Genomic DNA, 22,736 nt, shown 5'->3' with positions numbered 1-22,736 from the left:
TTTTAGATTAATTTTTTTTAAAACGCCATTTAAAAATCCAGCTGGTATTAGATAATCCGTTTTATAACTCGAAGCTTATGGGTGTGATTCCGAACCTCATAATTAAAAATCCCACTATGATCCAGTCTGTCAATACGTACTTTTCCGTGGGCGTGAATAATGTAATTATCTTTCATTATAATACCAACGTGCGTGATTTTTCCTTCTTCATTGTCAAAAAATGCCAAATCACCAGGTTCACTTTCTTCAATAAAACTTAACGCTTCTCCCTGCGTTGCTTGCTGACTGGCATCGCGCAATAATCTATGGCCGTTCAACTTGTAAACCATTTGCGTAAAACCACTGCAATCAATTCCGAAAGGGGTTTTTCCTCCCCATAAATAAGGACTGTTTAAATAGAGTAGGGCAGTTTCAATTAAATGCTTCTTCGGAAGAAGTTTTGAAAGCGATCTTCCTTCAAATTTATGGTTAAAATATTCTGAAGAAGAAATAGTACTTCCCAGGCAGATTGAGAACAATTGCTTATCTAAACCCGTTACAAAATCGACCAAATCTGAAGAAAGCTTAACCGCTTTATTTTCAAAATTTGAATAATCCTTTTCAGAAATACTTATGTATTGTTTGTTATCAATCCAGCCTTCATAGCCATCAAATGCCAAACGGATGCGACTCCACTTTTTTCGAATTTCCAAAACTTTGAAATGTTCGCCATAAAGTAATTGCGTCACCATTTCACTCATATCTGAAGCTTCCGCTCGAATAGGGACAATGCTTAAATTACAGATACCGTAATCCATTTAGAAATTGTTGATAACAGTTACGGTTCTATTTAAATTCTTTCAATTACCATTGCAGATGCACCACCACCGCCATTACAGATTGCTGCGGCACCAATTTTAGCATCATTTTGCTTTAACACATTTAGAAGTGTTATCAAGATACGAACGCCGCTACATCCTAATGGGTGCCCTAAAGAAACAGCACCACCGTTAACATTTACGTTGCTATCATCAAGACCCAATATTTTCATATTGGCAAGTCCCACCACTGAAAAGGCTTCATTAAATTCAAAATAATCAACATCTTTAATATCAATTCCAGCTTTGGCAATCGCTTTAGGAAGGGCTTTTGCTGGAGCCGTTGTAAACCATTTTGGTTCTTGAGCGGCATCGGCGTAACCTTTTATATAAGCTAATGGAGTAAGGCCTAATTCCTTTGCTTTTGCTTCACTCATCAAAACCACAGCACCTGCACCGTCATTTATTGTTGATGAATTGGCAGCAGTAACAGTTCCATCTTTTGTAAATGCCGGACGCAGAGAAGAAATCTTGTCCATTCTAACATTTTTAAACTCTTCGTCTTCAGAAACTACAACTGGTTCACCACGGCGCTGTGGCACTTCCACAGGAACAACTTCCTCATTAAATTTTCCATCGGCCCAAGCTTTTGCGGAACGTTCATAGGACTTAACTGCGAACGCATCTTGGTCTTCTCGTGAAAAACTATATTCTGTTGCGCATAAATCGGCACAGGTTCCCATTGCGTTATTATCATAAGCATCTACCAAACCATCTTTTTGCATCCCATCTATCAAAGTAGCTGGACCAAATTTTGTTCCCTTACGCATATGAACGTAATGTGGAATATTGCTCATGCTTTCCATTCCACCAGCAACCACTATATCGGCATCACCAAGAGCTATTGCTTGAGCAGCCTGTATTACCGCTTTCATTCCTGAAGCACATACTTTATTAATTGTTGTAGCGGGAACATCCTCAGACAATCCAGCACCTAAAGCAGCTTGCCGTGCGGGAGCTTGCCCAACACCAGCTTGTACTACATTACCCATATAAACTTCCTGCACCAATTTTGGATCAAGATTTATTTTTTCTAAGGAAGCTTTTATTGCGGCAGAACCCAATTGAGTTGCCGTTAATGATGAAAGACTGCCCATAAAACTTCCAATTGGAGTTCTGATTGCGGATACTATAACTACTTTATTACTCATGCTACTGTTTTTTATATTTGAAATAAGGACTGCGAAATTACATATTTCTAACTTAAATATCAATCTTTGCAGGTAATGGTTTTGGGATAACTCATTCCTTATTTATACCTTTACTACAAGTTATAATTTTATGAAGAACCTTTTTTCTTTGTTCGCAAAAAATCAATCCCTTATTTATAAGGTTTTTCTTTTCATATTTTCTACGCTATTAGTTATTTATTTTCTGCCGAAAGGAGGGCAATTTAAGTATAATTTCCAAAAAGGAAAGCCTTGGCAGTATGAAAACCTTTATGCGCCCTTCAGTTTCACCATTAAAAAAGATGAGGACACTCTTAAAAAGGAAAGGGAAAAAATTAGAGCCAATGCTGTCCCGTATTTTGAATATGACAGTGAAGTACAGCAGGAAGTTGTAGAAGATTTCCAAAACAACCTAAAAACAACATATATAGACAGCCTTTATACCACTCCGGCACGGACGGTTGAAAGATTGGGAGAACGCTTTATTGCCGATGCCTATAAAAACGGGGTTACTGATGAAATCCACGCGTATGATGGTGACAGGCTTATTTACCTAAAAAAGGGGAATGAGATTGCGGAACGCACCTATTCGCAGATTTTTAAGAAAGACAATCTCAATAAAAAAGTTCGGGATCTCGTAGAAAAGAGTAAAACCGAAGATATTCAAGCGCTGCTCTATACCATTTTAAGTGAAGTAATAACCTCCAACGTAAAACTCAATTCTAAATTAACTGAAACGGCTATAAATGCTGAAATAAAAGCATTAAACCCCAACAGGGGAGTCATTGAAAAAGGTGGTAGAATTATTGCCAAAGGTGAAGTTGTTGAGGGTGATAAGTTTCAGATATTAAATTCATTAAAAGCTGAATTTGACAGTCAGATTTGGAGCAAGAACAATTATTTGTGGTTGCTGGTGGGGTATTCCATGCTTGTTTCACTGGTGTTTTTAATGCTTTTTCTATTTCTGAAAAATTACAGACCTTATATATACAACAACAATACAAAGGTCACATTTATATTTTTCAACATCTTTTTGATGGTTTTTCTAACCACATTAGTGTTGAAAGTACACGCAGACTATGTTTACGTGGTGCCTATCTGTATCCTGCCGCTTATACTAAAAGCATTTTTCGATCCGCGCGTCGGGCTATTTGTCCACGTTTTGACCATTCTTTTGCTCGGTTTTATAGTTCCCAACAGTTTTGAATATATGTTCCTGCAGTTTATTGCAGGTATTGTTACAATTCTTACTGTTTCAGAATTGTATAAAAGAGCCAATCTCTTTATTTCTGTTGGACAGATAACCTTGATTTATATTCTCGGTTATTTCGCCTTTTTCGTTATTCAGGAAGGTAACATCCAGACAATGGAATGGCAGAATTTCCAGTATTTCATTCTCTGCGGTTTGGCAACACTTTTTGCGCATCCATTGATTTATTTTTATGAAAAGATTTTCGGTTTGGTTTCAGATGTTTCCCTGTTAGAACTGAGCGATACCAATTCAAAGTTATTAAAGGAACTATCAAACAAAGCACCGGGAACGTTTCACCATTCCTTAAACGTCGCGAATCTAGCTGAAGCTTCCGCAAATGAGATTGGAGCCAACAGTATGTTGGTCAGGGTAGGAGCACTGTATCACGATGTGGGAAAAATGTTGAACCCCACCATGTTTACTGAAAATCAGGCAAACTCAGTTAATTCTCATAATGAACTGGATCCAAAAGAAAGTGCCAAAATAATTATAGACCATGTAATTAAAGGAATAGAAATAGCCAGAAAGCACAACCTACCAGATCGCGTGATTGATTTTATACGAACCCATCACGGAACGAGTCTCGTTTATTATTTTTACAGAAAGGAAAGAGAGCAACTGGGAGAGGCTAACAAGGAAGATTTTATTTATCCAGGCCCAATACCATTTTCAAAAGAAACCGCAATCCTGATGATGGCCGACAGTGTAGAAGCGGCCAGTAAAAGTTTAAAAGAACCTTCTTCCTCAATTATTGATGAGTTTGTTGAAAAGATAATCAACAATCAAATGGCGCAAGGTCAGTTTTTAAATGCCAATATTACCCTCAAGGAAATAGAAATGATCAAGAAGGTGCTGAAAAAGAAATTGAACAATATTTACCATTTGAGGGTGGAATATCCGGAATAGATTATTTTAAAGTCATTTTTTGAGTTTGCAATATGCTCATAATTAGGTCAATTAAATTTTATAAAAAAAACGTGATTTTTTGTTTGGGTTGTATCATTAATAAATCTATATTTGCACTCGCATTTGAGGATGCACGTTCATAAAAAAATTGGAGAGGTGCCGGAGTGGTAACGGAGCAGATTGCTAATCTGTCGACGGGTAACCGTCGCCAGGGTTCGAGTCCCTGTCTCTCCGCATTGACATAAAAACAAATAGAATTTCTAAGTTGCCGGATTTAGAATAAGTTTTTAATGTTTTAAGTGTTAAAGTTCGAAAGAACTTTTTCGGGGTGTAGCGTAGCCCGGTTATCGCGCCTGCTTTGGGAGCAGGAGGTCGCAGGTTCGAATCCTGCCACCCCGACAAAAAGCCGGACAATTAAACATTGTTCGGCTTTTTTATTTTTAATGGTAATTGTTACATCGCTCAGCTGTATAGAGCATCCCGATTTCTAATCGGGACGATCCCAACAGAGTCTGATTAAAAAAATAATGGTCGCATAGCTCAGCTGGATAGAGCACCTGCCTTCTAAGCAGGCGGTCGAAGGTTCGAATCCTTCTGCGATCACTTATAAATCAAACGGTTAACGCTTAATTGAGTTAACCGTTTTTTTGTGTGTTAGCAAAATGTTAGCAAAAGAGGGGGTTAAAACTAAATATAAAGTAATTTATCAACAAGATGGGTATAGTTATTTTCCGTGATGCGTAGATTGATTAATCTTGATAGAAGTCTAAAGTATTATCAGTTTCTATATAGTTCTTATAAGATGAAATTAAACGTCCTATTTCGAATCTTATCATGCTTTCATCAATATTCATTGGGTTGTTTTTAGTAAAACTTCTAGACTCATAAAATTCTTCTGGTGTAATGCTAATCTTGCAAGCATTATCTTTTACTTGAATCTTAATTATTGCATATATACTATTAATCGGGACTTTTATGCCGTTTTGTTCTTTAAAGGTTTCTTTTAAAAGATATCTTCCAGTAACAATTCCAGTTTCTTTGTCAGAAAATTGAACCACGCTTTTTGCTGAAACGAAGGTTTCGACCATCCAGTTATTGGATTTTATATATAAATCATCTTTATTTTCCTCAATTGTCATTGTTTCGGAAATAGTTCCAATATTTACAACTGGCTGAGGTGCTTTACAGCTAAATACTGTAATTGATAAAATTAGAAATGTAAAAAAAACTTTCATTTTGAAATATTTAACGGTTAGATTTTAACAAATGTAGTTAATTCGGACGTTTAAAATACTTCTTATTTTTTAGTCAATATAAAACCGCCTTCAAACTATTAAAGTTTAGAAGCGGTCTACATAATAAATACTTTCAATCTATTCCAAAGGATCAGTTATAAATAAAGGTATATTTTCAGAATCTTTATATTTTTCTAAAAAGTAAATAATCTCTTCTTTGGTTTCCTCATCAATAAAGATATTATAACCCTCTGCAAGTATCCGTTTTAACTGATCCATCTTTAAAGGTTTGGATTTTATAAAATATATTAATTCGTTTATTGAGTTTATCTCTACTTGCATTTTTGTTAATGTTCGATTGTCTTAAATACAATTCTTACAGGCTCTCGCTTTGTAACATCGGTTTTTAGTTCCGTTGCTTTAAGAGTAGGTAAAATAAATTTAGATAACTGCAATACTATCTTTAAGCGGTCTATCGGCTCCAAAGAATCCAAATCGTCTTGAAATTTTGAAATATTATTTTCTACCAATTCCCTGAATTTATCCCGTACTTCTGCTGTGGCTTTGTTTTGGCTCCCTTTTGGTCTTCCTGCTTTTGTATCCATTTTTAATAAATTAAGTATTGTTTATTCGATTTTAGTGGGTTATACTGATTTGAAAAGCTTTGATTAATCAAAACGTTTTCAAGAAGTCCAGTATATTAATTCTCTTAGTTTGTTGGCTGTTGGTGGTTCTTTAATATATTCAGGACAATACCATTTAACCTTGCACCTCTCTGAAGCCTGTATAAATGTACTTTCCAAACTTTTACACTCCATTTCAACTCCCGCAATTTTTTTTCTAAGATCTGCAACTCTGTTTCTAAGTTTTTTAATTCTGTCATCTTCTTGGGTTTTAATAAGTTCCTGTTCTTCCTGCTTATCGGGCTGAGGTGCTTCAAATTTTTCAACTGGTTCAGGTTTTGGATATTCTTTTAATTTTCTGAATTGTTGCCAGTCCAATTTTATAAGATAGTCCGCAATATCCTTTCCCTGGTCTTTGTCCTCCTCAGGGGCTAACTGTTCCAAAAGATCAGAAACGGTAAAGCGTGCGCCCTCTAACTGCTCTTGTATCTCTTGGGCTTTGTTGCTCCATAGATTAAAAGCTTTTCCGTCTTGTGATAAGTCAGGAAATAAATAGACGTTTCTGCCTTTTAGAGCTTTGCATTTTTCAAGGTTTAAACTGCTCAGATTATAAACTGCTAAACAAACAATATTTGAAGTTTCAGGAAATCCGAAATATAATGTTCCATAAATAGCGGTCTTGGGTGCTTCAAATAAGAAAACTTTTGCGCTTTGGTATTGTTTTAAAAAGTGTTCCCCAAACAAGCAAGAAACCTTTATTTCATTGTTATTATAAGCGGTTAACCATTGGGGCAAAGGCTTTGATTTTCTAATGTGGTGCTTTTCAATTATTGAATGTAAAAAGTCCGTGCCTGTGGTGTGGTTTGTTTTATCAAATTGCTTTACTTGAATAGTTCTAATATTATTTTCAATATCAATAAAGGGAAATGTAACCGCTCCTGATCGGTAACTGTTCTTAATTGTTCCCAATCGGTATAATGAAATAACACTCTCAATATCCTGCACCTGAAAAGGAAAGGGAACGTTTAAAAGTAGGTTTTGAATAAATGTGTTTTTGTCATAACCCGATAAGGTTTGTTTCAGCACCTCGACTGGTATAAATACGGTTATAAGTTTTGGCCTTCGTTTTATGGTTGGTCGCTGAGGTTTCCAGTCAGTTTGTATTCCGTTTTTCTGCTCCTGTATATTTTTTGCGTAGCCGTCTGTATAGGGGTCTAAAAAATAATGTCCATCCCCTTTATCACAACGTCCGTAAACATCGGGTAAATATTCCCCTATTTCAGTATCAAGAAATTTTACAAATCGTTTCTTTCCACATTCAGGACAAAGATGTTTTTTACTGCTTTTATCTAATATGTATCTGTACTCTTTATTCATCGGTTTACGGTTTAAACTGGTTTACTAAACTTTGCCTATTATCGGTTTAACAGTTTAAAAGCGTATATAACGCTTTAAACTAAACCGTACTTAAAAGAAATTGTTTTGATCTTCTAAACCTTGATACTCTCCTAAGAAGTAAGGGGCTTTAGCTTTTTCCTGTTTTAACCAATCATTATTTTTGCAAATCGTTATTAACTCCTTCGCTCTATTGTCGCCTAATGGTTTTTGAAATTGCTTTTTGTAGGCTATTTGTATTTGAATCCTTAAATCTGAATATGTGAAACTTTCGCCCTTGCTGAATACTTCAGTTAATAATTGAAACTTTTTATAATCTTCTAAATCTGAAATATCAAATTTGTTCTTTTTGGTTTCGGTTCTTATTTCAAAGTCTTCAACTAATATTGGTATATCATCTTCGCTTATTTCAAATGCGAACGGCTCAGGCTCTTTGTTTCGGCAATACTCAGCTTCCACAATTGAAATATCTTTATCCTGTGCGTTTTTGGTAATGGATAAAACGGTTTCAGCTTTGTTTTGTAATTCCGTACCAATATGCCCTCTTGCGTTATTGTCACCTTTGTTTTGGTGCAATACCGTTACAATGTGCATTTCCTTTTCCTCAGTCCATTTCAATAACTTACTGGCGATCATCGTGGCTTCTGCTTCGTCATTTATGGAGGTTACTAAATCCTTAATTCCATCAATAACCACAAAGCCCACATTATCGGTATTATAAATAGCGTGTTCAATTATTTTAAGACGTTCACTTGGGTTTTTGCTTCTTAAATGGTAAACCTTTAAATCTTCGGGAATATCAATATTAATCTGTCTGCAAATACGTTTTAAAGCTAACTGTACGTGGTACTTTCCTTGTTCAGTATCAAAGTATAGTACCTTTCTTTTATCGAACGGTAAACGCCCTGCAAATTGATTAAGTAGTAAATCTTTATTGAGTACTGCGGAAACGGCAATATTGATAAAATAGGATTTTCGGCTTTTTGCTTTTCCAATTATTAAAGAAAAGTTTCCAAGTGTTCCAAGTATGGCTGTATCGTTATCGTTTTCCTGCACCCAAGCGATTTTAGGCGGTTTCAGTTCATCGGTCGCCCTTACTTCCAATCTCTTCAAAACCTCGTTTAAATCGCTTGTATCGGGTTCTTTTTTTAGTGCCTCACTTAGTCCGTGAATATGTTTTATAAAAGTTTCAGGACTGTTCAAGTCTTCAAATTGTGGGTTTAATTTCTTCGCTTCCATATCCTAACTATCGTTTGAAGTTGAAACGTAAAAACCTGCCTTTTTTGTTGAAACTTTACAAGGGGCTTTACCTATAAACCTAATTTTACCTTCTCTGGTTAATATTGAAAAAACCTTACAAATATTTGTACGTTTTATTCCGGTATCAACAAAAACCATTAGCATCGTCTTTGGATTGTTGGATATAGCTTTTAATGCTACTTCCTTTTGTGTGCTACATTTCGTATCTTTAGCCTGTCTTTTATGCGGGCTGTTCATTTGGTTATTTTCCATTGTTCAGCCCTTTTTTATTGGTTCTTAAATACGTGTGCGCTTCTGCTTCAATTTCAGCGTTTGTTTTTTGTCGTCCGTCTTTCAAATACTCCAAAAGCTCTTTCCTTGAAAAGTACAGGCGTTTCCCTCTTTTCATATAAGGAAGTTCGCCCCTGCTTACTTTACTGTAAATAGTGGGAATTGATAAGCTGAAAAATTCGGCTGTTTCCTGAACAGTAAGAAGGCGTTCAGGGTTTTCGGTTGGTTGGTGTTTCTCAGTTATTAATAGGGTTAATTCCCTAACTTTTTCTGTTAGGACTGAAACCGCTTCTGGTAACTGATCAAAAGTTAAATCTACATTCATTACAAAGTATTTTAGTTGTTAATACTTTGTAAAGGTCGTTTGAGGTTCAGGGCTGTAACTGGTTATAACCGGTTACAAGTTTAGATAATCATTGTTTTGTATAGTGTTTCTTAATCGTTCGGCTTCCCCTTTTGGATTCTCTTGTTTTGCTTTAGGCAGGTAAGAAATAACCTTTTCAATATCTTTGAGTAAATTTCTGTCTTTGGTTTTACTGTCACTTGAATTGCGATCAGTTGATAAGGCATATTTATTATAGTTCTGGTAAAGTTTTTCGCCTGAGGTATGCCCGAATTTCTCAGCAATACTATTGCCATTTTCTCTTGTTATGTGGTCACCATTGTAAATATAAAGTAGTGCAACTTGCTTTAAAGTTAGTTCGGGTTTGGTTTTAGTTTGCTGGTTTTTATTAATGTTTAAATACTCTTCCAAATAAATCTTTATTTTTTGAAGAAGACCAATTTGTTCCATTTCCTTCTCAAGTGAGAAAGGATGTAAAAAATTAATAGATTCGTGATGTTTAAGAACAATCTCATTTAAATTTATTACTTCCATATAATCTGCATCATCACTTCCTATATTATATGCGTTAGATATTACTTTATATTGATTAACGTTTCTTATAAAATATTTTACTATCCTATATTCTTCTTCATTTATTTTCAGTTTAGGTAAATCCCAATTTCTTTCAATATAAAATTTGATGAAAAATAATATTTCCTTATCTGTTAATCTTAAAAGAGTTTCAGAATACTGCTTTTCAATTTCGGATTGCAACTGTCTATAAAATAAATTTAAGGTGAAATTATCAGGATATTTTTTTAATAAATATTGAATAACCTCTGCCATTGGAATATTGATATTGGATATTTTAGCAATTACATCTTTTTCCATTATCTAATACGCTTTTAAAAATCTAATAAATTACTTCCAATTTGCTTTTTTGTTTCATCTTCAAAGCCTGCAAAATAGCCCTGAGTTGTTTTGGTGTTTGTATGTCCTACAGCTTCGCCTACCTGCTCCATACTTGCTCCTTTTCGTATTGCCATAGTTGTAAACGAATGCCGTGCCCAATAGCTTGATACCTTTTCTATTATTCCGTTGTCTTTGGCGTATTTTAAAAAGTGTTGATTGTTCAATCTTATAAAGTTCTTTACTTTTCTGTATTGCTGTTCAGCTGTTTCGGTACGGCTCAGAATATTGAAAATATAATCGTTTGGACTTCCGTTGGGGTTACCGTACTGATATAAAATATCAATAGCGTAAGGGTCAGGGTAAACTGTTATCGGGCTGAGGTCTTTAACGCTCTTAGCAGTTTTTGCTCTTATAAACTCAATCTTTTCGCCATCAAAATCTTTACATTTTAAATGCAGTAGGTCTTTAAAATTCATTCCATTGCACAAGTAAGAGAAAAACCAAAAGGCTTTGGCTTGTATCTGTTCAGGTGTTTTTGGCGTTCCGGTAAATAGGGTTTTTAATTGCTGAGGTGTAAGGGCTTTTTTTACCTTTTTAGGCGTAGGGATTTGATATTTGCGTTTTCCGAATGGGTACAGTTCTTTTGAAACGGTTTTATCTTCAATTGCATCGTTAAAAACAGTCCTTAGAGTTCTTGAATAAATGCCAACGGTGGTAAGGCTTTTCTCTTCATCTTCAATACAAAACTTTTCAAACTGATCAAGCCAAGAAACGGTAACATCTACAAAGTTTAAATTCGGCTTCTTATGAAACCTCAGCAAGCATTTTAAAGCGGTTTCGTAGTTCTTGGCAGTACTTATGCCATCACGTTTTAAACAGGCTTCTATCTTTTTTGAAAAGTAGTAATTTACATTTTTGTCGGTGGTGGTTTTATTGAACATAAGACGTTCAAAATCTTCAAAATTGAAGGCGTTTAAACTTCCCGCTACTTTGTCCGCTTTGGTTAATAATGCCATCATTTCCTTTCGGACTGGTTTAAATTCCTTTCGAGGTTTAACCGTTTCCCAAGTGCTTGTATAATCCTTTTCAGTAAATGCAAATTTTGTAGCGTAGTATTTGCGCTTTTGTGAAGGTTTAAAATAGACTTGTAATGCTACTTTGAAATTTCCGTTTTTGTCTGCTCTTGAAGTATTAAAGAAAAATGAAATACTTACATCTTCGTTGTCTTTTGCCATTGTCTTTTATGCTTAAAATTATCCCGCTAAATGCTGTTAGCAAATTGTTAGCAAAATGTTAGCATAAAACTACGTAATAACACAAAGTAAAAAAGTAGTATAAAAGCTTGTAAAGTATTGCTATATTTGCATTTACAAAGATAACCATTAATATCACAAAACAAACAAATAGGGTTAATATCTAACTTCTAAGCAGGCGGTCCCAGGTTCGAATCCTGGTGCGATCACATTCAATCCCCTACAAACTAGGGGATTTTTTGTATGAAATATTTAGTTTATATATTATATTCTGCTGCAATTGACAAATATTATATTGGCCATACAGGAGAACCAATGGACGAACGCCTAAGAAAACATTTATCTAACCATTCGGGATACACAGCCAAAGCAAAAGATTGGTCATTGAGGTACAATGAAGAATATTCTACCAAAGCAGAAGCGTATGCCAGAGAGCGAGAAATTAAAAAGAAGAAATCTAGAAAATATATTCAAAACCAAATTAGCTCAGCCGGATAGAGCATCCCGATTTCCAATCGGGACGGTCCCAGGTTCGAATCCTGGTGCGATCACATTCAATCCCCTACAAACTAGGGGGTTTTTTGTATGAGATATTTAGTTTATATATTATATTCCGAAGAGTTGAATCGATTCTATATTGGTCATACTAGAGAGTCAATAAATGAACGTTTAAGAAAACATCTTTCGGCTCATTCCGGATACACATCCAAAGCAAAAGATTGGATATTAAAATATACCGAAACTTTTGACTGCAAGAAGAAGGCGTATGCTCGTGAGCTTTACATAAAAAAACAAAAATCCGTAAAATTCATTCTTGCTCTCATCAACTCAGCTGGATAGAGCATCCCGATTTTCTATCGGGACGGTCCCAGGTTCGAATCCTTCTACGATCACATTCAATCTCCTACTTATTAGGGGATTTTTTGTTTTTATACCTTAAACCTTAGAACAAACTATCATTTCCTTTCTATCCTCCATATTCGTTACAAAAAACACGTAAACATTCCCGCCATCTGCAATTTTCCATTTTTTGCGAAGTGTTGCCACGGACTCCGGAAAATTTCGCGTAGTAATGTTCGCGTTTTTAAAATGGAGAGCAGAACGCATTTCGGCTTTGGTATAGGGAACCACATTTTCTACAACAAATCTTCTTCCTGGGAAATCTATTAAACTTTCACTTGTATAGAGGTGGGTGTTTTTATTGAGCTTGTTCAGTTTTAATTTAGCTGAAACTAAATCGAAACTCCCACTTTTTAATATCGCTGCATTGGGCTCATACAGATATCTCTGTGGCAAACTATAGTTTGCTTCCGCAGTTTCATTCCAATCAAAATTGAAGTCTTCTTTTCCTGATTTCGTGAAATTGACAGTCTTTATCTTTAGAGGTTTATCGTTATTCTTTCTGAGCAACCAGACTAACTCCTTTACTTCATTCCTAACTGCTACAATATGAATCTCTGAAACCTGACACAATTCCTTTAATCCTACGGAAATGTCTAACATGGGAGACGTCTTCAAAAGAAATGTTTCACAATTTTTTAATATCGCTGAAATGTTTTCAGGAATATTGGGTTGGCAATCGTTTAGAAAGAAAACCTTGCCTTTGCTATCGTGACGTCGTGAGGGATCTGAATAAATAACGTCGTATTTCTTGCTTAGAACCTTTTTTAATCCATCTTCGGGGTAACAGCACACATTGTGCTTGTGTAGGCTTTTAAAATTGTTTTGGGCTATTTCAGAAAGTGTAGCGTCAAGTTCAAAGTGATCTACTGTTTCAAATTTTTCAGAAAAGAAAAAACTGTCTACTCCAAAGCCGCCGGTTATATCTGCCAGGGTTTCACCACTGATTAAAGAAGCTTTGTATTTCGCAGTTATTTCAGAAGAAGTTTGTTCTAAATTTAGTTTGGGTGGATATAGCATGTTCTCTGCCCCAAACCAAGTGGGTAGTTTTTTCTCGATTCTCTTTCTGCTTTCAATTTGCTGCATCACTTCTTGGACTGAAACATTTTCAAAAGGACTTCCAGCAAATGCAAGTTTAGAGACATCACCTTCAAAATTTTTAATAAAATCGTGAACTTCTGTATTTAAAAGAGCTTTATTAATCAAGAACTACAAGTTTTTGGTAAGACGCTGAACAATTTTATATTCGGAGAGGAACTCCTTCGCAATTACTTTTAGTGCAGTATATGTAGGAACTGCAAGGACCATTCCTGGGATACCGAAAAGGAAGCCTCCAATAAGTATTGCCATAAAAATTTCTAATGGATGAGAGCGAACGCTATGACCGAAAATAACGGGTTGCGATATAAAATTATCAAAAACCTGTGCTATAGCATAGCCGCCGGAAGCAATGGTGAGTAAAGGCAATAAACCAGTGGAAAAATCGGCGCCAAGATTATTAGAAACTATAACGAGTAGCATCAAGGCCCAGCCAATAACAGGCCCTAAATAAGGTACAATATTCAAAAACGCGCAGATTAAAGCAACGGCTATAGCATCATTAATATTTAAATAAAGTAATAATACTGCGTAAAAAAGGACCAAAATCGAAATTTGTAAAAGCAAACCAATAAAATAACGCGAAAGCAGCTCGTTGATCTTTATCATAATGCGCTTAAACCTATCTTCGTCTCCTTTTTTGGAAAAAACAAGTACAGACCGAGCTACCAAATATTCATCTTTTAAAAGAAAAAATGAAATAAATAAAACCGAAAAAATACCGATTATAGTTCCGGCAATATTTCCAAAGAAAATATCTATAAAACTTGGAATGAATTCACTACTAAAGTTTTGAACATAGGTGGTGCGTTTTATTGCCTCCACCAACTGAAAATGGTCCACCCCTAGATAGTCACTAGCTTGGATATTCAGTTCGTTTAAATCTCGCTTTACTTGCACAAAATCTATTTGGGAAATATGCTTTCCTTGCTCAATAATCACGGGAATAAAAATACTGAGCAGTAAGCTGAACGTTCCAATAATGAGTAGTAATGTAGTAACAGAGGCTAAGGTATTTCCAAATTTAAGTCTTTTTTTTAAAAACGAAACAACGGGCTGGCCTATTAAGGAAAGTACAAGCGCTAGACCAATATAAAGTATTAATGCCTGTATTTGATATAAGAACCAAAGCAAAATTAAGACCCCAACCACTACGGCCAGGGCTTTTAAAATTCCTAAGGTTATTGCTTTTGCAGTGATTTTCACAGCGTAAATATACTATATTCCAAGATAGAAAAATTCAAAATTGTGTTAAGGGATTTTCGATGCCGCGCGCTGAAGGGTGGACCCCAGTTCGCAACTCGTTTGGTTCTTATAACTTTATTATTTGGAGTTTCGAGTTTGGAATTTGCTATTTGAAATTTAATTCTCAAAAACATACTTAATAATATTGGCGCCCATTTGTAAAGCTTTTAGTCTAACCTCCGGCGGATCATTATGAACCTCTGGATTTTCCCAACCATCACCAAGATCCGTTTCATAGGTATAAAGCAGAACTAACCTATCTTCAAAATAAATACCAAAAGCCTGCGGGCGTTCCCCATCGTGTTCGTGAATTTTTGGTAAACCCTGTGGAAATTTAAAAAAGCAATTAAAAATTGGGTGAGTCTTTGGAAGTTCCTTCAGTTCTTCGTTCGGGAAAAGTTTCACTATTTCTTTTCTAATATATTGATCCATACCATAATTATCGTCAATGTGAAGAAAACCGCCGCTTATCAAGTAAGTTCTAAGGTTTTGTGCCTCTTCGGCAGAAAAGAATACGTTTCCGTGGCCCGTCATATGTAAAAATGGATAATCGAAAATATCGACGTTTCCGGGCGTAACTGTTTCCGGTTTTTCTTTAATAGTAGTGTCAATGTGCTCGTTACAGAATTTGACAAGATTGGGGAGTGACGTGGGATTTGCATACCAATCTCCGCCGCCGCCATATTGTAAAAGAGCAATTTCTTGTGCCGAAATGTTTCCGAAGCAAAACAAAAATAAAACAGAAAGAAAGGTTATTCGCATAGTTTCAAAAGTACAAAATAGGAAAGATAATCCTAATAGGTTTTGAAAACCTGTTAGGTTTTTTTATTCATTTACAAAAGCAACGCTGTGGCAGGCTACAATGGCCGCAGTTTCAGTTCTTAAACGACTTTCACCCAAAGTAACGGGAACAAATCCTGCCTTTTTTGCCAGTTCTATTTCATCCGTAGAAAAATCGCCTTCTGGCCCAATGAGAATAGTTACTTTTTTATGAGGAAGTAAAACCGATTTTAATGATTTTCTATCGGTTGCTTCACAATGCGCAATAAACTTTAAATCTTCAAATTGATTTTCAGAATTTATAAAATCCTTAAAGGAAATCGCCTCATTCAAAATCGGCAAAAAAGCTTTTAAAGATTGCTTCATCGCACTTTGAATGATTTTTTCATAACGCTCTGGCTTTATTACTTTACGTTCACTATGATCGCAGATTATCGGGGTGATTTCAGAAACACCAATTTCGGTGGCTTTCTCTAAAAACCATTCGTAACGGTCGTTTAATTTTGTGGGTGCAACAACTAAATGTAATTGATAGGGCAGGGGTTCCTGTTTTTGCTCAGAAATAATTTTCACCACACATGCTTTTGGATTGGCGCTTAGTATTTCGGCATCGAAAAAAGCACCATTCCCATTGGTGATTTTAAAGGAATCACCTTCCTTCATCCGCAAAACTTTGATGATGTGTCTACTTTCTTCCTTATCGAAAGTTACCTCTGTTGCGTTCCGATAGCTATCGGAATCTGATATATTTGGATTGAAAAAGAGTTGCATTTAAATTGTTATTTTTTCTCTAATCATTATTTAAGTCGAACATCAGGATGTTAATTCAGCTTTTTGCCAACTCGTGATATATAAGTTTAACCCTAATTTTTATGAGATATCCTCTATAAAAACATCTCTAATGCCAAATAAACAATTCCACTCCACTTCATAAGACAAATATTTTCTTCGATTATTGTCAACACATAATTATCAATGTGTTGGTAATTTTTTTTATTCTTTTATAATGTACGAAGGAATATGGTAATATTTCGGTTTGTTTATTATCACGTTTTTATTTTGGAAAAATTCATCTACAGCCTTGGTTTCACCTTCTACAGTGCCATAATCGTCTAAAACTAAAACTCCACCTGGAACAATTTTATCCCACAGATTTTGCAGTATTATTTTAGTTGGATCATACACATCAACATCAATATGAAGTAAGGCAATTTTTAATGATGGGTTTTCTTTTAGGTATTTTGGTAAAGAATCTCTAATATCTCCCTCTATGAGCCTATAATTATCGGTTTTTTTATTTTCAAGATGGAACTCTAATTCTTGTTTGCTAATACCAAATCCACCTGCATTCTCAAAATTTTCAACAAAATCTTTATCGCTTTCAAGAGATAAATCTTGTGGGAATTTTCCAAAAGCATCAAAACCTATCACTTTTCTCGAGCTACTATGTTCTAATAAATCTCTGAAGGAAATAAATCTAATAAGAGATGTACCTTTATAAACACCAAATTCTAATACGTCTCCTGGAAGGTCAATTATCTTTTTGTAAATTTCTAAATGATTCAAGAACTTACCTATTCGGCCAGTTTCACTAGTTAAGTAGAACCCATTTTCGTAATCCCATTTTTTATTTATATCAACTTTGTAGTTTTTCATTTTTTGTCAGTTAAATTTATTGTGCTTTCCTGAAATCTCCGTCATCCAGCATCATCAAAACTTCATTCGTGCCGAAGCAACAACATCACTCTCAGCAAAGTTTCCTTTTTTAAACTTCAGCTCACCTACAATCGCGATCATTGCTGCATTATCAGTGCAAAATTCAAATTTCGGGATATGGGTTTTCCACCCGTATTTACTTTCAGCTTCTTTTAAAGCATTCCGAATTCCACTGTTGGCCGAAACTCCACCACCAATTGCAATTTCCTTTATACCTGTTTCCTTAACTGCATTCTTCAATTTATCCATTAGATAATCAACAATAGTAAATTGAAGGCTTGCACAAATATCTTCCATGTTTTCTGAAATGAAATCTGGGTTTTGGTTAACCTGCTTTTCAACAAAGTAAAGCACCGAAGTTTTTAATCCGCTAAAACTAAAATCCATTGGACTCACTTTTGGTTTTGGAAATTTAAAAGCCTTTGGGTTTCCTTTTTGGGCATATTGATCAACTAAAGGTCCGCCAGGATAGGGGAGTCCTAGTATTTTAGCACTTTTATCAAAGGCTTCGCCAACGGCATCATCTATGGTTTGACCAATAACTTCCATTTCAAAATAATCGGTAACTTTTACAATTTGTGTGTGGCCACCACTAATGGTCATCGCCAAAAACGGAAATTTAGGCGCTATCTGCCCTTCAGCTTTAATAAAATGCGCTAGAATATGCGCTTGCATATGGTTTACGTCTATCAATGGAATGCCCAATCCCATGGCCAAAGATTTTGAAAATGAGGTTCCTACCAAAAGTGAACCCATAAGTCCAGGACCACGTGTAAAAGCAATGGCGGATAACTGTTTTTTGTCGATATTTGCCCTTTGCAATGCTTGATGAACCACCGGCACAATATTTTGTTGGTGGGCCCTTGAGGCAAGCTCAGGAACCACACCGCCATATTGTTCGTGAATTGCTTGGGTAGCAACAACATTGCTTAGTATTTCGCCGTTGTTGATAACGGCTGCAGCAGTGTCATCACAGGAAGATTCTATTCCAAGGATATAGCAGTTTTTTTGTGTCAAAGTAAAAGGGGGTATATTTATTGGGTGTAAAAATAAAACTTTAAAAGCGTATCAAAAAACTTCGGAAAATAATAGTTCGCACCTTTGTAATCATTGTATTACTGCTTGTGCTTATAATTATTATTTTTTCCATTCCTTCCGTGCAAACTTGGGCCGCAAAAAAGGTCACTACCGAACTCAATAATACTTACGGTACCGATATTAATATAAAACGCTTAGGCCTTAACTGGAAAGGAGAAGTGGATATTCGGGAAGTATTTATTGCCGATCATCATAATGACACTTTAATATATAGCCAAGAACTGCAAACTAATATTATAGGCTTTCGGCAACTCATTCAGGGAAATCTCGGTTTTGGAAATATTGCGCTGGACCACGCCAAACTTTACGTTAAGACTTATAAAGATGAAGAAACGGACAACCTCTCTATTTTCGCCCAAAAGTTTAATACAGGGAAGCCCAGTACGAAGCCTTTTTCGCTTCTAGGAAACGATGTGACGCTAACCAATAGCAAGGTGAAGATTATTAATGAAAACCTTGAAAATCCAGAGGTATTTATTCTTAATCAAGTAAATATTGTTGCCAATCACCTTAAAATACACGGGCCAGATGTTACTGTAAATGTCAAAGCCTTGTCTCTTGTTTCAAATAGAGGATTCGAAATTAAAGATTTGCAAGCCGATTTTTCATATACCGCCACAAACATTACCCTTAAAGATATGAACTTGGAAACCACCGAGTCTAAAATAAAAGGTGATGTGGATTTGGATTATTCTAAAAATGGAATGTCAGATTTTATCAATGACGTAGTGATTACTGCCAGTTTGAAAGATTCAGAAATATCAACAAACGACTTAAACGGGTTTTATAACGAATTTGGTCCGGATCAGTTGATACTGCTTGACGCAGAAATTGCGGGAACCTTAAATAATTTTACTGCGGATGATCTTAAACTTAGAACCGGCGATACTTATATTCAAGGAAATTATGAATTTCAAAATATTCTAGCACTTGAAAAAGGATATTCCATAAGAGCGAACCATCATAATATTTCAACCAATTATTTTGAATTGAGAAGATTTATGCCCAAGGTTTTGGGTGATGTGATCCCTGTGGAATTGAAGGAATTGGGCAGCTTTAATTTAACCGGGAATACTTCCATAGTAGGAGATGAGCTAAATACAAATAGCAACTTGCGTGGTGGAATAGGAAATGCTGATCTAGATTTGAAAATAGGCAATATAAGCAATATTGACAACGCTTATTACCGGGGAAATGTAATGTTTAAAGATTTCAATCTAGGGAAAATAACGAAAACAACTTCCTTCGGAAAAATGACGGGAAATCTAGATTTTGACGGACGTGGTTTTAATAAAGACAATGTAAATACTGAAATTTCGGGGAAAATATCTTCTTTCAATTTTGAAGGATATAACTATAAAAACATTATAGTCTCTGGAAACTTAAAAAACCCACTTTTCAATGGCGAGTTAAGTATAGACGATCCGAACCTAAAATTAGACTTTAAAGGTTTGATAGATGCTTCCCGAGAAACCAATAATTTAGATTTTGAGGCCGATGTGGAGTACGCCGAGCTCAACCAGTTAAAACTAATGACTCGCGACAGCATATCCGTTTTTACGGGAAAAGTGGTGGTTGACATGGAAGGTAAAACAATAGATGATGTAGTAGGAACGATCAATTTTAATCAGACATTTTACCAAAACGAACGCGATAACTTCTATTTTGATGATTTTACGGTGACATCGTCTTTTCAGGATTCAGTGCGAACCATTGAAATTAATTCCCCGGATATTATAAATGGAAAAATTTCCGGCGAGTTTTTAATTGAGGATATACCCAATCTTTTTCAGAATGGAGTAGCGAGTATTTATGCGAATTATATTCCCAGGGAAGTGACCACAAATCAATATATAAACTACGAATTCGTGGTCTATAATAAAATTGTGGACGTATTTATACCACAATTAAAACTTGGTGATAACACACGTTTAAACGGTTCCGTTTCTTCTGATGAATCGAAATTTGAATTGGATTTTAGATCGCCAGAAATTATTCTTTTCAACAATTATATAGGCAAACTAAATGTTCAGATGGATAACGACAATCCATTGTATAACACCTATATATCAGCCGATTCTGTATATACAGGATTTTACAATTTAAAGGATTTGAACATCATCAATAAAACTTTAAACGACACAATGTATGTTCGTTCCGAATTTACCGGAGGTCCTAAAAAAGAAGACCTTTTCAACCTTTCTTTATATCACACAATCAACCCAGCAGGGAAATCTGTGATTGGTGTAAAAAAATCTGATATCACCTATAAAGGAAATGTTTGGTACTTAAACGAAAACAACAATCGCTTAAACAAAGTTGTTTTTGATGATAATTTTAAAGAGGTTCGAATTGATTCCCTTGTTTTAAGTCACAACCAGGAATTAATCCAGATGGCTGGAGTGTTGCGCGATTCAACATATAAAGATTTAAAAATTCGTTTAAGGGATGTAAATATTGGGAACATAACCCCAGAAATAGACAGTTTGCGTTTGCAAGGAAATACAAATGGGAAAATCGATTTTCTTCAAAAAAATGGCGCTTACTTCCCAAATGGTGCTGTTACCATTGACAATGTAATTATCAACGAAATTCCGTTCGGCGATTTGAATTTTAAAATTGCTGGTAACGAAGACCTCACTAGATACAAAATTAATACTACACTTATAAATGAAGATGTAAAATCCATCAATGCTGTAGGAGAGATTGATGTTTCCGTCAACAATCCGCGAATCCAGCTTGATGTTGATCTCAATCAATTCAACTTGCAGGCATTTAGTCCTTTTGGCGGTTCAGTGATCTCCGATATTCGCGGATTAGCTACAGGGAACGTGCGTGTTTCTGGCAATTATAAATCGCCTGATATTTTTGGTCGAATTAATTTGGAAAACAGTGGTTTAAAAGTTCCTTATTTAAATACAGACTTTGACATAGAAGATAATGCACAAGTTATTGTAACAAAGAATCGGTTAGAAATTGAGCGAACCAATATTAAAGACACTAAATATAAAACCGATGGAATTTTCCATGGATACGCTACACATAATAATTTTCGGAATTGGGAATTAAACCTAAATGTAGAAGCCCCAAATAAATTATTGGTTCTTGACACGCCGCCAGAAGAAGACGCGCTCTATTATGGAACTGCTTTTATAAGTGGCCGCGCAAAGATAGCTGGTCCAATTGATGAATTGGTAATAGACGTGGATGCTACTACTGAGGAAGGAACGACTTTTAAAATCCCCATTAGCGACACAGAGTCTATCAGTGATGATTCTTTTGTACATTTTCTTTCACCCAGTGAAAAAGCAGCCCGTATAAATGGAGAAACCACAGTTTCAGAGGAAGTAAAAGGTTTAACCTTAAAGTTTGAGCTTGATATTAATAAAAATGCCGAAGTGGAAGTAGTGGTAGACAAGGTTAACAATTCTACCCTGAAAGGACGTGGAGCCGGAATTCTGCTAATTGAAATTAACACCAATGGAAAGTTCCAGATGTACGGTGATTTTCAGGTTTATGAAGGGCAATACGATTTTAGATATGGTGGTATTATTCAGCGAAACATTGAAGTGGTTCCTGGTGGAAATATTACTTGGGACGGTGCTCCCGAAAGAGCTAATCTCAATCTAAGCGCTGTATATAAAACACAGGCAAATCCTTCCGTATTATTGGACAATCCATCTATCAACACCAAAATTCCTGTTGAAGTATTTGTAAAGCTGGATGGAGAACTTGCGCAGCCAGCACTTTCCTTTAATATTGATTTTCCTCGCGTAAGCTCAACATTAAAAAGCGAGTTGCAGTATAAGCTTCAAAATCAGGAGCAGATGCAGAATCAAGCACTTTTCTTGTTGGCCTCTAATTCATTTGTGAACGACAATTATGCAGGGTCTAACGCCTTTGCCGGAACTTTGGCTGATCGAGTATCCGGCTTGGTAAACGATCTTTTTACAGATCAAGATGGTAAATTCAGAGTAGGCTTAGATTATTCCGTGGGGAATAGGACGCCAAGTCAAGAAACGGCGGACCGCTTCGGAATAACGCTTTCAACCCAGATTAACGAACGTATTCTAATCAATGGTAAAGTGGGGGTTCCTGTGGGCGGCGCCAATGAAACTGCCGTAGCAGGAGATATTGAGGTACAATGGCTAATAAATGAAGATGGAAGTCTTAGAATGAAATTTTTTAACCGTCAAGCGGATCTTCAATTTATTGGAGAAGATCAAATTTTTGAACAAGGTACTGGTATTTCATATTCGGTAGATTTTAATACGTTTAGAGAACTCTACCAAAAGCTGTTTAATAAAAAGATGGTTAAAGAATCTGAACTTCTCGTAGTTCCTGATGACAGCCGGTTTCCCGTAAATTTTAAGCCGCAGGAAACAAAGACGGAGGAAGAAGGTAACTAACAAGTTGTACGGTGCTTAGAATTTCTACTTTTC

The 22,736-nt window shown here is 35.6% G+C and carries 21 protein-coding genes and 3 tRNA genes; 7 read left to right on the top strand and 17 right to left on the bottom strand.

What is annotated here, in order from left to right; translation table 11 throughout:
• Positions 1 to 47 precede the first annotated feature (47 nt).
• A complete protein-coding gene (locus G440_RS0102920; RefSeq protein ID WP_026449925.1) occupies positions 48 to 797 on the bottom strand; it encodes a C40 family peptidase in 750 nt (249 codons plus the stop codon).
• A gap of 32 nt (positions 798 to 829) precedes the next feature.
• Positions 830 to 2,008 (bottom strand): acetyl-CoA C-acyltransferase, encoded by a 1,179-nt coding sequence (locus G440_RS0102915; RefSeq protein WP_026449924.1) that lies wholly within the window; start codon positions 2,006 to 2,008, stop codon positions 830 to 832.
• Between the two features lie 130 nt (positions 2,009 to 2,138).
• On the opposite strand from G440_RS0102915, the gene G440_RS0102910 reads away from it, so the two are divergent.
• The 4 genes from G440_RS0102910 to G440_RS0102895 all read left to right on the top strand — a co-directional run bounded on the left by G440_RS0102910 (position 2,139) and on the right by G440_RS0102895 (position 4,787).
• Positions 2,139 to 4,184: an HD family phosphohydrolase gene (locus tag G440_RS0102910; RefSeq protein ID WP_026449923.1), complete on the top strand. Its 2,046-nt coding sequence runs from the start codon at positions 2,139 to 2,141 to the stop codon at positions 4,182 to 4,184.
• Between the two features lie 150 nt (positions 4,185 to 4,334).
• Positions 4,335 to 4,418, top strand: a tRNA-Ser gene (locus G440_RS0102905).
• 90 nt (positions 4,419 to 4,508) lie between these two features.
• Positions 4,509 to 4,583, top strand: a tRNA-Pro gene (locus G440_RS0102900).
• 130 nt (positions 4,584 to 4,713) lie between these two features.
• Positions 4,714 to 4,787, top strand: a tRNA-Arg gene (locus G440_RS0102895).
• Between the two features lie 146 nt (positions 4,788 to 4,933).
• Here the strand turns inward: G440_RS0102895 and G440_RS0102890 are convergent.
• The 9 genes from G440_RS0102890 to G440_RS0102850 all read right to left on the bottom strand — a co-directional run bounded on the left by G440_RS0102890 (position 4,934) and on the right by G440_RS0102850 (position 11,439).
• Positions 4,934 to 5,419 (bottom strand): DUF4468 domain-containing protein, encoded by a 486-nt coding sequence (locus G440_RS0102890; protein WP_026449922.1) that lies wholly within the window; start codon positions 5,417 to 5,419, stop codon positions 4,934 to 4,936.
• Between the two features lie 138 nt (positions 5,420 to 5,557).
• On the bottom strand, positions 5,558 to 5,761 hold the full coding sequence (locus G440_RS0102885; protein ID WP_026449921.1) for a hypothetical protein: 204 nt from the start codon (positions 5,759 to 5,761) through the stop codon (positions 5,558 to 5,560).
• 5 nt (positions 5,762 to 5,766) lie between these two features.
• Complete coding sequence (locus tag G440_RS19350) at positions 5,767 to 6,024, bottom strand: hypothetical protein (RefSeq protein ID WP_034258892.1); 258 nt, start codon at positions 6,022 to 6,024, stop codon at positions 5,767 to 5,769.
• Between the two features lie 78 nt (positions 6,025 to 6,102).
• Positions 6,103 to 7,419, bottom strand: a complete 1,317-nt coding sequence (locus G440_RS19345) for a DUF6371 domain-containing protein (RefSeq protein ID WP_211228187.1) — start codon at positions 7,417 to 7,419, stop codon at positions 6,103 to 6,105.
• Between the two features lie 90 nt (positions 7,420 to 7,509).
• A complete protein-coding gene (locus tag G440_RS19340; RefSeq protein ID WP_051285112.1) occupies positions 7,510 to 8,676 on the bottom strand; it encodes an AAA family ATPase in 1,167 nt (388 codons plus the stop codon).
• Between the two features lie 3 nt (positions 8,677 to 8,679).
• Complete coding sequence (locus tag G440_RS0102865; protein ID WP_026449920.1) at positions 8,680 to 8,949, bottom strand: hypothetical protein; 270 nt, start codon at positions 8,947 to 8,949, stop codon at positions 8,680 to 8,682.
• Positions 8,939 to 9,292, bottom strand: coding sequence for a helix-turn-helix domain-containing protein (locus G440_RS19335; protein WP_034258891.1), 354 nt, complete (start codon positions 9,290 to 9,292; stop codon positions 8,939 to 8,941). The genes G440_RS0102865 and G440_RS19335 overlap by 11 nt, the downstream gene beginning before the upstream one ends.
• Positions 9,293 to 9,364: 72 nt before the next feature.
• Entirely contained in the window at positions 9,365 to 10,183 is an 819-nt protein-coding gene (locus G440_RS0102855; RefSeq protein ID WP_026449919.1) for a hypothetical protein, read from the bottom strand.
• A 14-nt stretch (positions 10,184 to 10,197) separates the two neighbouring features.
• Positions 10,198 to 11,439, bottom strand: coding sequence for a tyrosine-type recombinase/integrase (locus G440_RS0102850; RefSeq protein WP_026449918.1), 1,242 nt, complete (start codon positions 11,437 to 11,439; stop codon positions 10,198 to 10,200).
• Between the two features lie 261 nt (positions 11,440 to 11,700).
• Here G440_RS0102850 and G440_RS20905 point away from each other — a divergent pair, with 261 nt between their 5' ends.
• Complete coding sequence (locus tag G440_RS20905) at positions 11,701 to 11,955, top strand: GIY-YIG nuclease family protein (RefSeq protein WP_026449917.1); 255 nt, start codon at positions 11,701 to 11,703, stop codon at positions 11,953 to 11,955.
• 87 nt (positions 11,956 to 12,042) lie between these two features.
• On the top strand, positions 12,043 to 12,297 hold the full coding sequence (locus G440_RS0102835; protein WP_026449916.1) for a GIY-YIG nuclease family protein: 255 nt from the start codon (positions 12,043 to 12,045) through the stop codon (positions 12,295 to 12,297).
• A gap of 96 nt (positions 12,298 to 12,393) precedes the next feature.
• Here G440_RS0102835 and G440_RS0102830 read toward each other — a convergent pair whose 3' ends face one another.
• The 6 genes from G440_RS0102830 to tsaD all read right to left on the bottom strand — a co-directional run bounded on the left by G440_RS0102830 (position 12,394) and on the right by tsaD (position 18,213).
• Positions 12,394 to 13,563: a THUMP-like domain-containing protein gene (locus tag G440_RS0102830; RefSeq protein WP_084426554.1), complete on the bottom strand. Its 1,170-nt coding sequence runs from the start codon at positions 13,561 to 13,563 to the stop codon at positions 12,394 to 12,396.
• A 3-nt stretch (positions 13,564 to 13,566) separates the two neighbouring features.
• Positions 13,567 to 14,661 (bottom strand): AI-2E family transporter, encoded by a 1,095-nt coding sequence (locus G440_RS0102825; RefSeq protein WP_342663951.1) that lies wholly within the window; start codon positions 14,659 to 14,661, stop codon positions 13,567 to 13,569.
• Between the two features lie 156 nt (positions 14,662 to 14,817).
• Complete coding sequence (locus tag G440_RS0102815; protein ID WP_026449913.1) at positions 14,818 to 15,462, bottom strand: DUF4159 domain-containing protein; 645 nt, start codon at positions 15,460 to 15,462, stop codon at positions 14,818 to 14,820.
• 63 nt (positions 15,463 to 15,525) lie between these two features.
• Complete coding sequence (locus G440_RS0102810; RefSeq protein ID WP_026449912.1) at positions 15,526 to 16,251, bottom strand: 16S rRNA (uracil(1498)-N(3))-methyltransferase; 726 nt, start codon at positions 16,249 to 16,251, stop codon at positions 15,526 to 15,528.
• A gap of 222 nt (positions 16,252 to 16,473) precedes the next feature.
• Complete coding sequence (locus G440_RS0102805) at positions 16,474 to 17,136, bottom strand: TylF/MycF/NovP-related O-methyltransferase (protein WP_026449911.1); 663 nt, start codon at positions 17,134 to 17,136, stop codon at positions 16,474 to 16,476.
• Between the two features lie 54 nt (positions 17,137 to 17,190).
• Positions 17,191 to 18,213, bottom strand: coding sequence for a tRNA (adenosine(37)-N6)-threonylcarbamoyltransferase complex transferase subunit TsaD (tsaD, locus tag G440_RS0102800; protein WP_034258889.1), 1,023 nt, complete (start codon positions 18,211 to 18,213; stop codon positions 17,191 to 17,193).
• Positions 18,214 to 18,320: 107 nt separating this feature from the next.
• Here tsaD and G440_RS0102795 point away from each other — a divergent pair, with 107 nt between their 5' ends.
• Positions 18,321 to 22,703, top strand: coding sequence for a translocation/assembly module TamB domain-containing protein (locus G440_RS0102795; protein ID WP_245574817.1), 4,383 nt, complete (start codon positions 18,321 to 18,323; stop codon positions 22,701 to 22,703).
• Positions 22,704 to 22,736 lie beyond the last annotated feature (33 nt).

The organism is Aequorivita capsosiphonis DSM 23843 (assembly GCF_000429125.1).
Classification (GTDB): Bacteria; Bacteroidota; Bacteroidia; order Flavobacteriales; family Flavobacteriaceae; genus Aequorivita; species Aequorivita capsosiphonis.
Note: the sequence above shows the minus strand (reverse complement) of the source record. Positions and strands in the feature narration are given on the sequence as shown.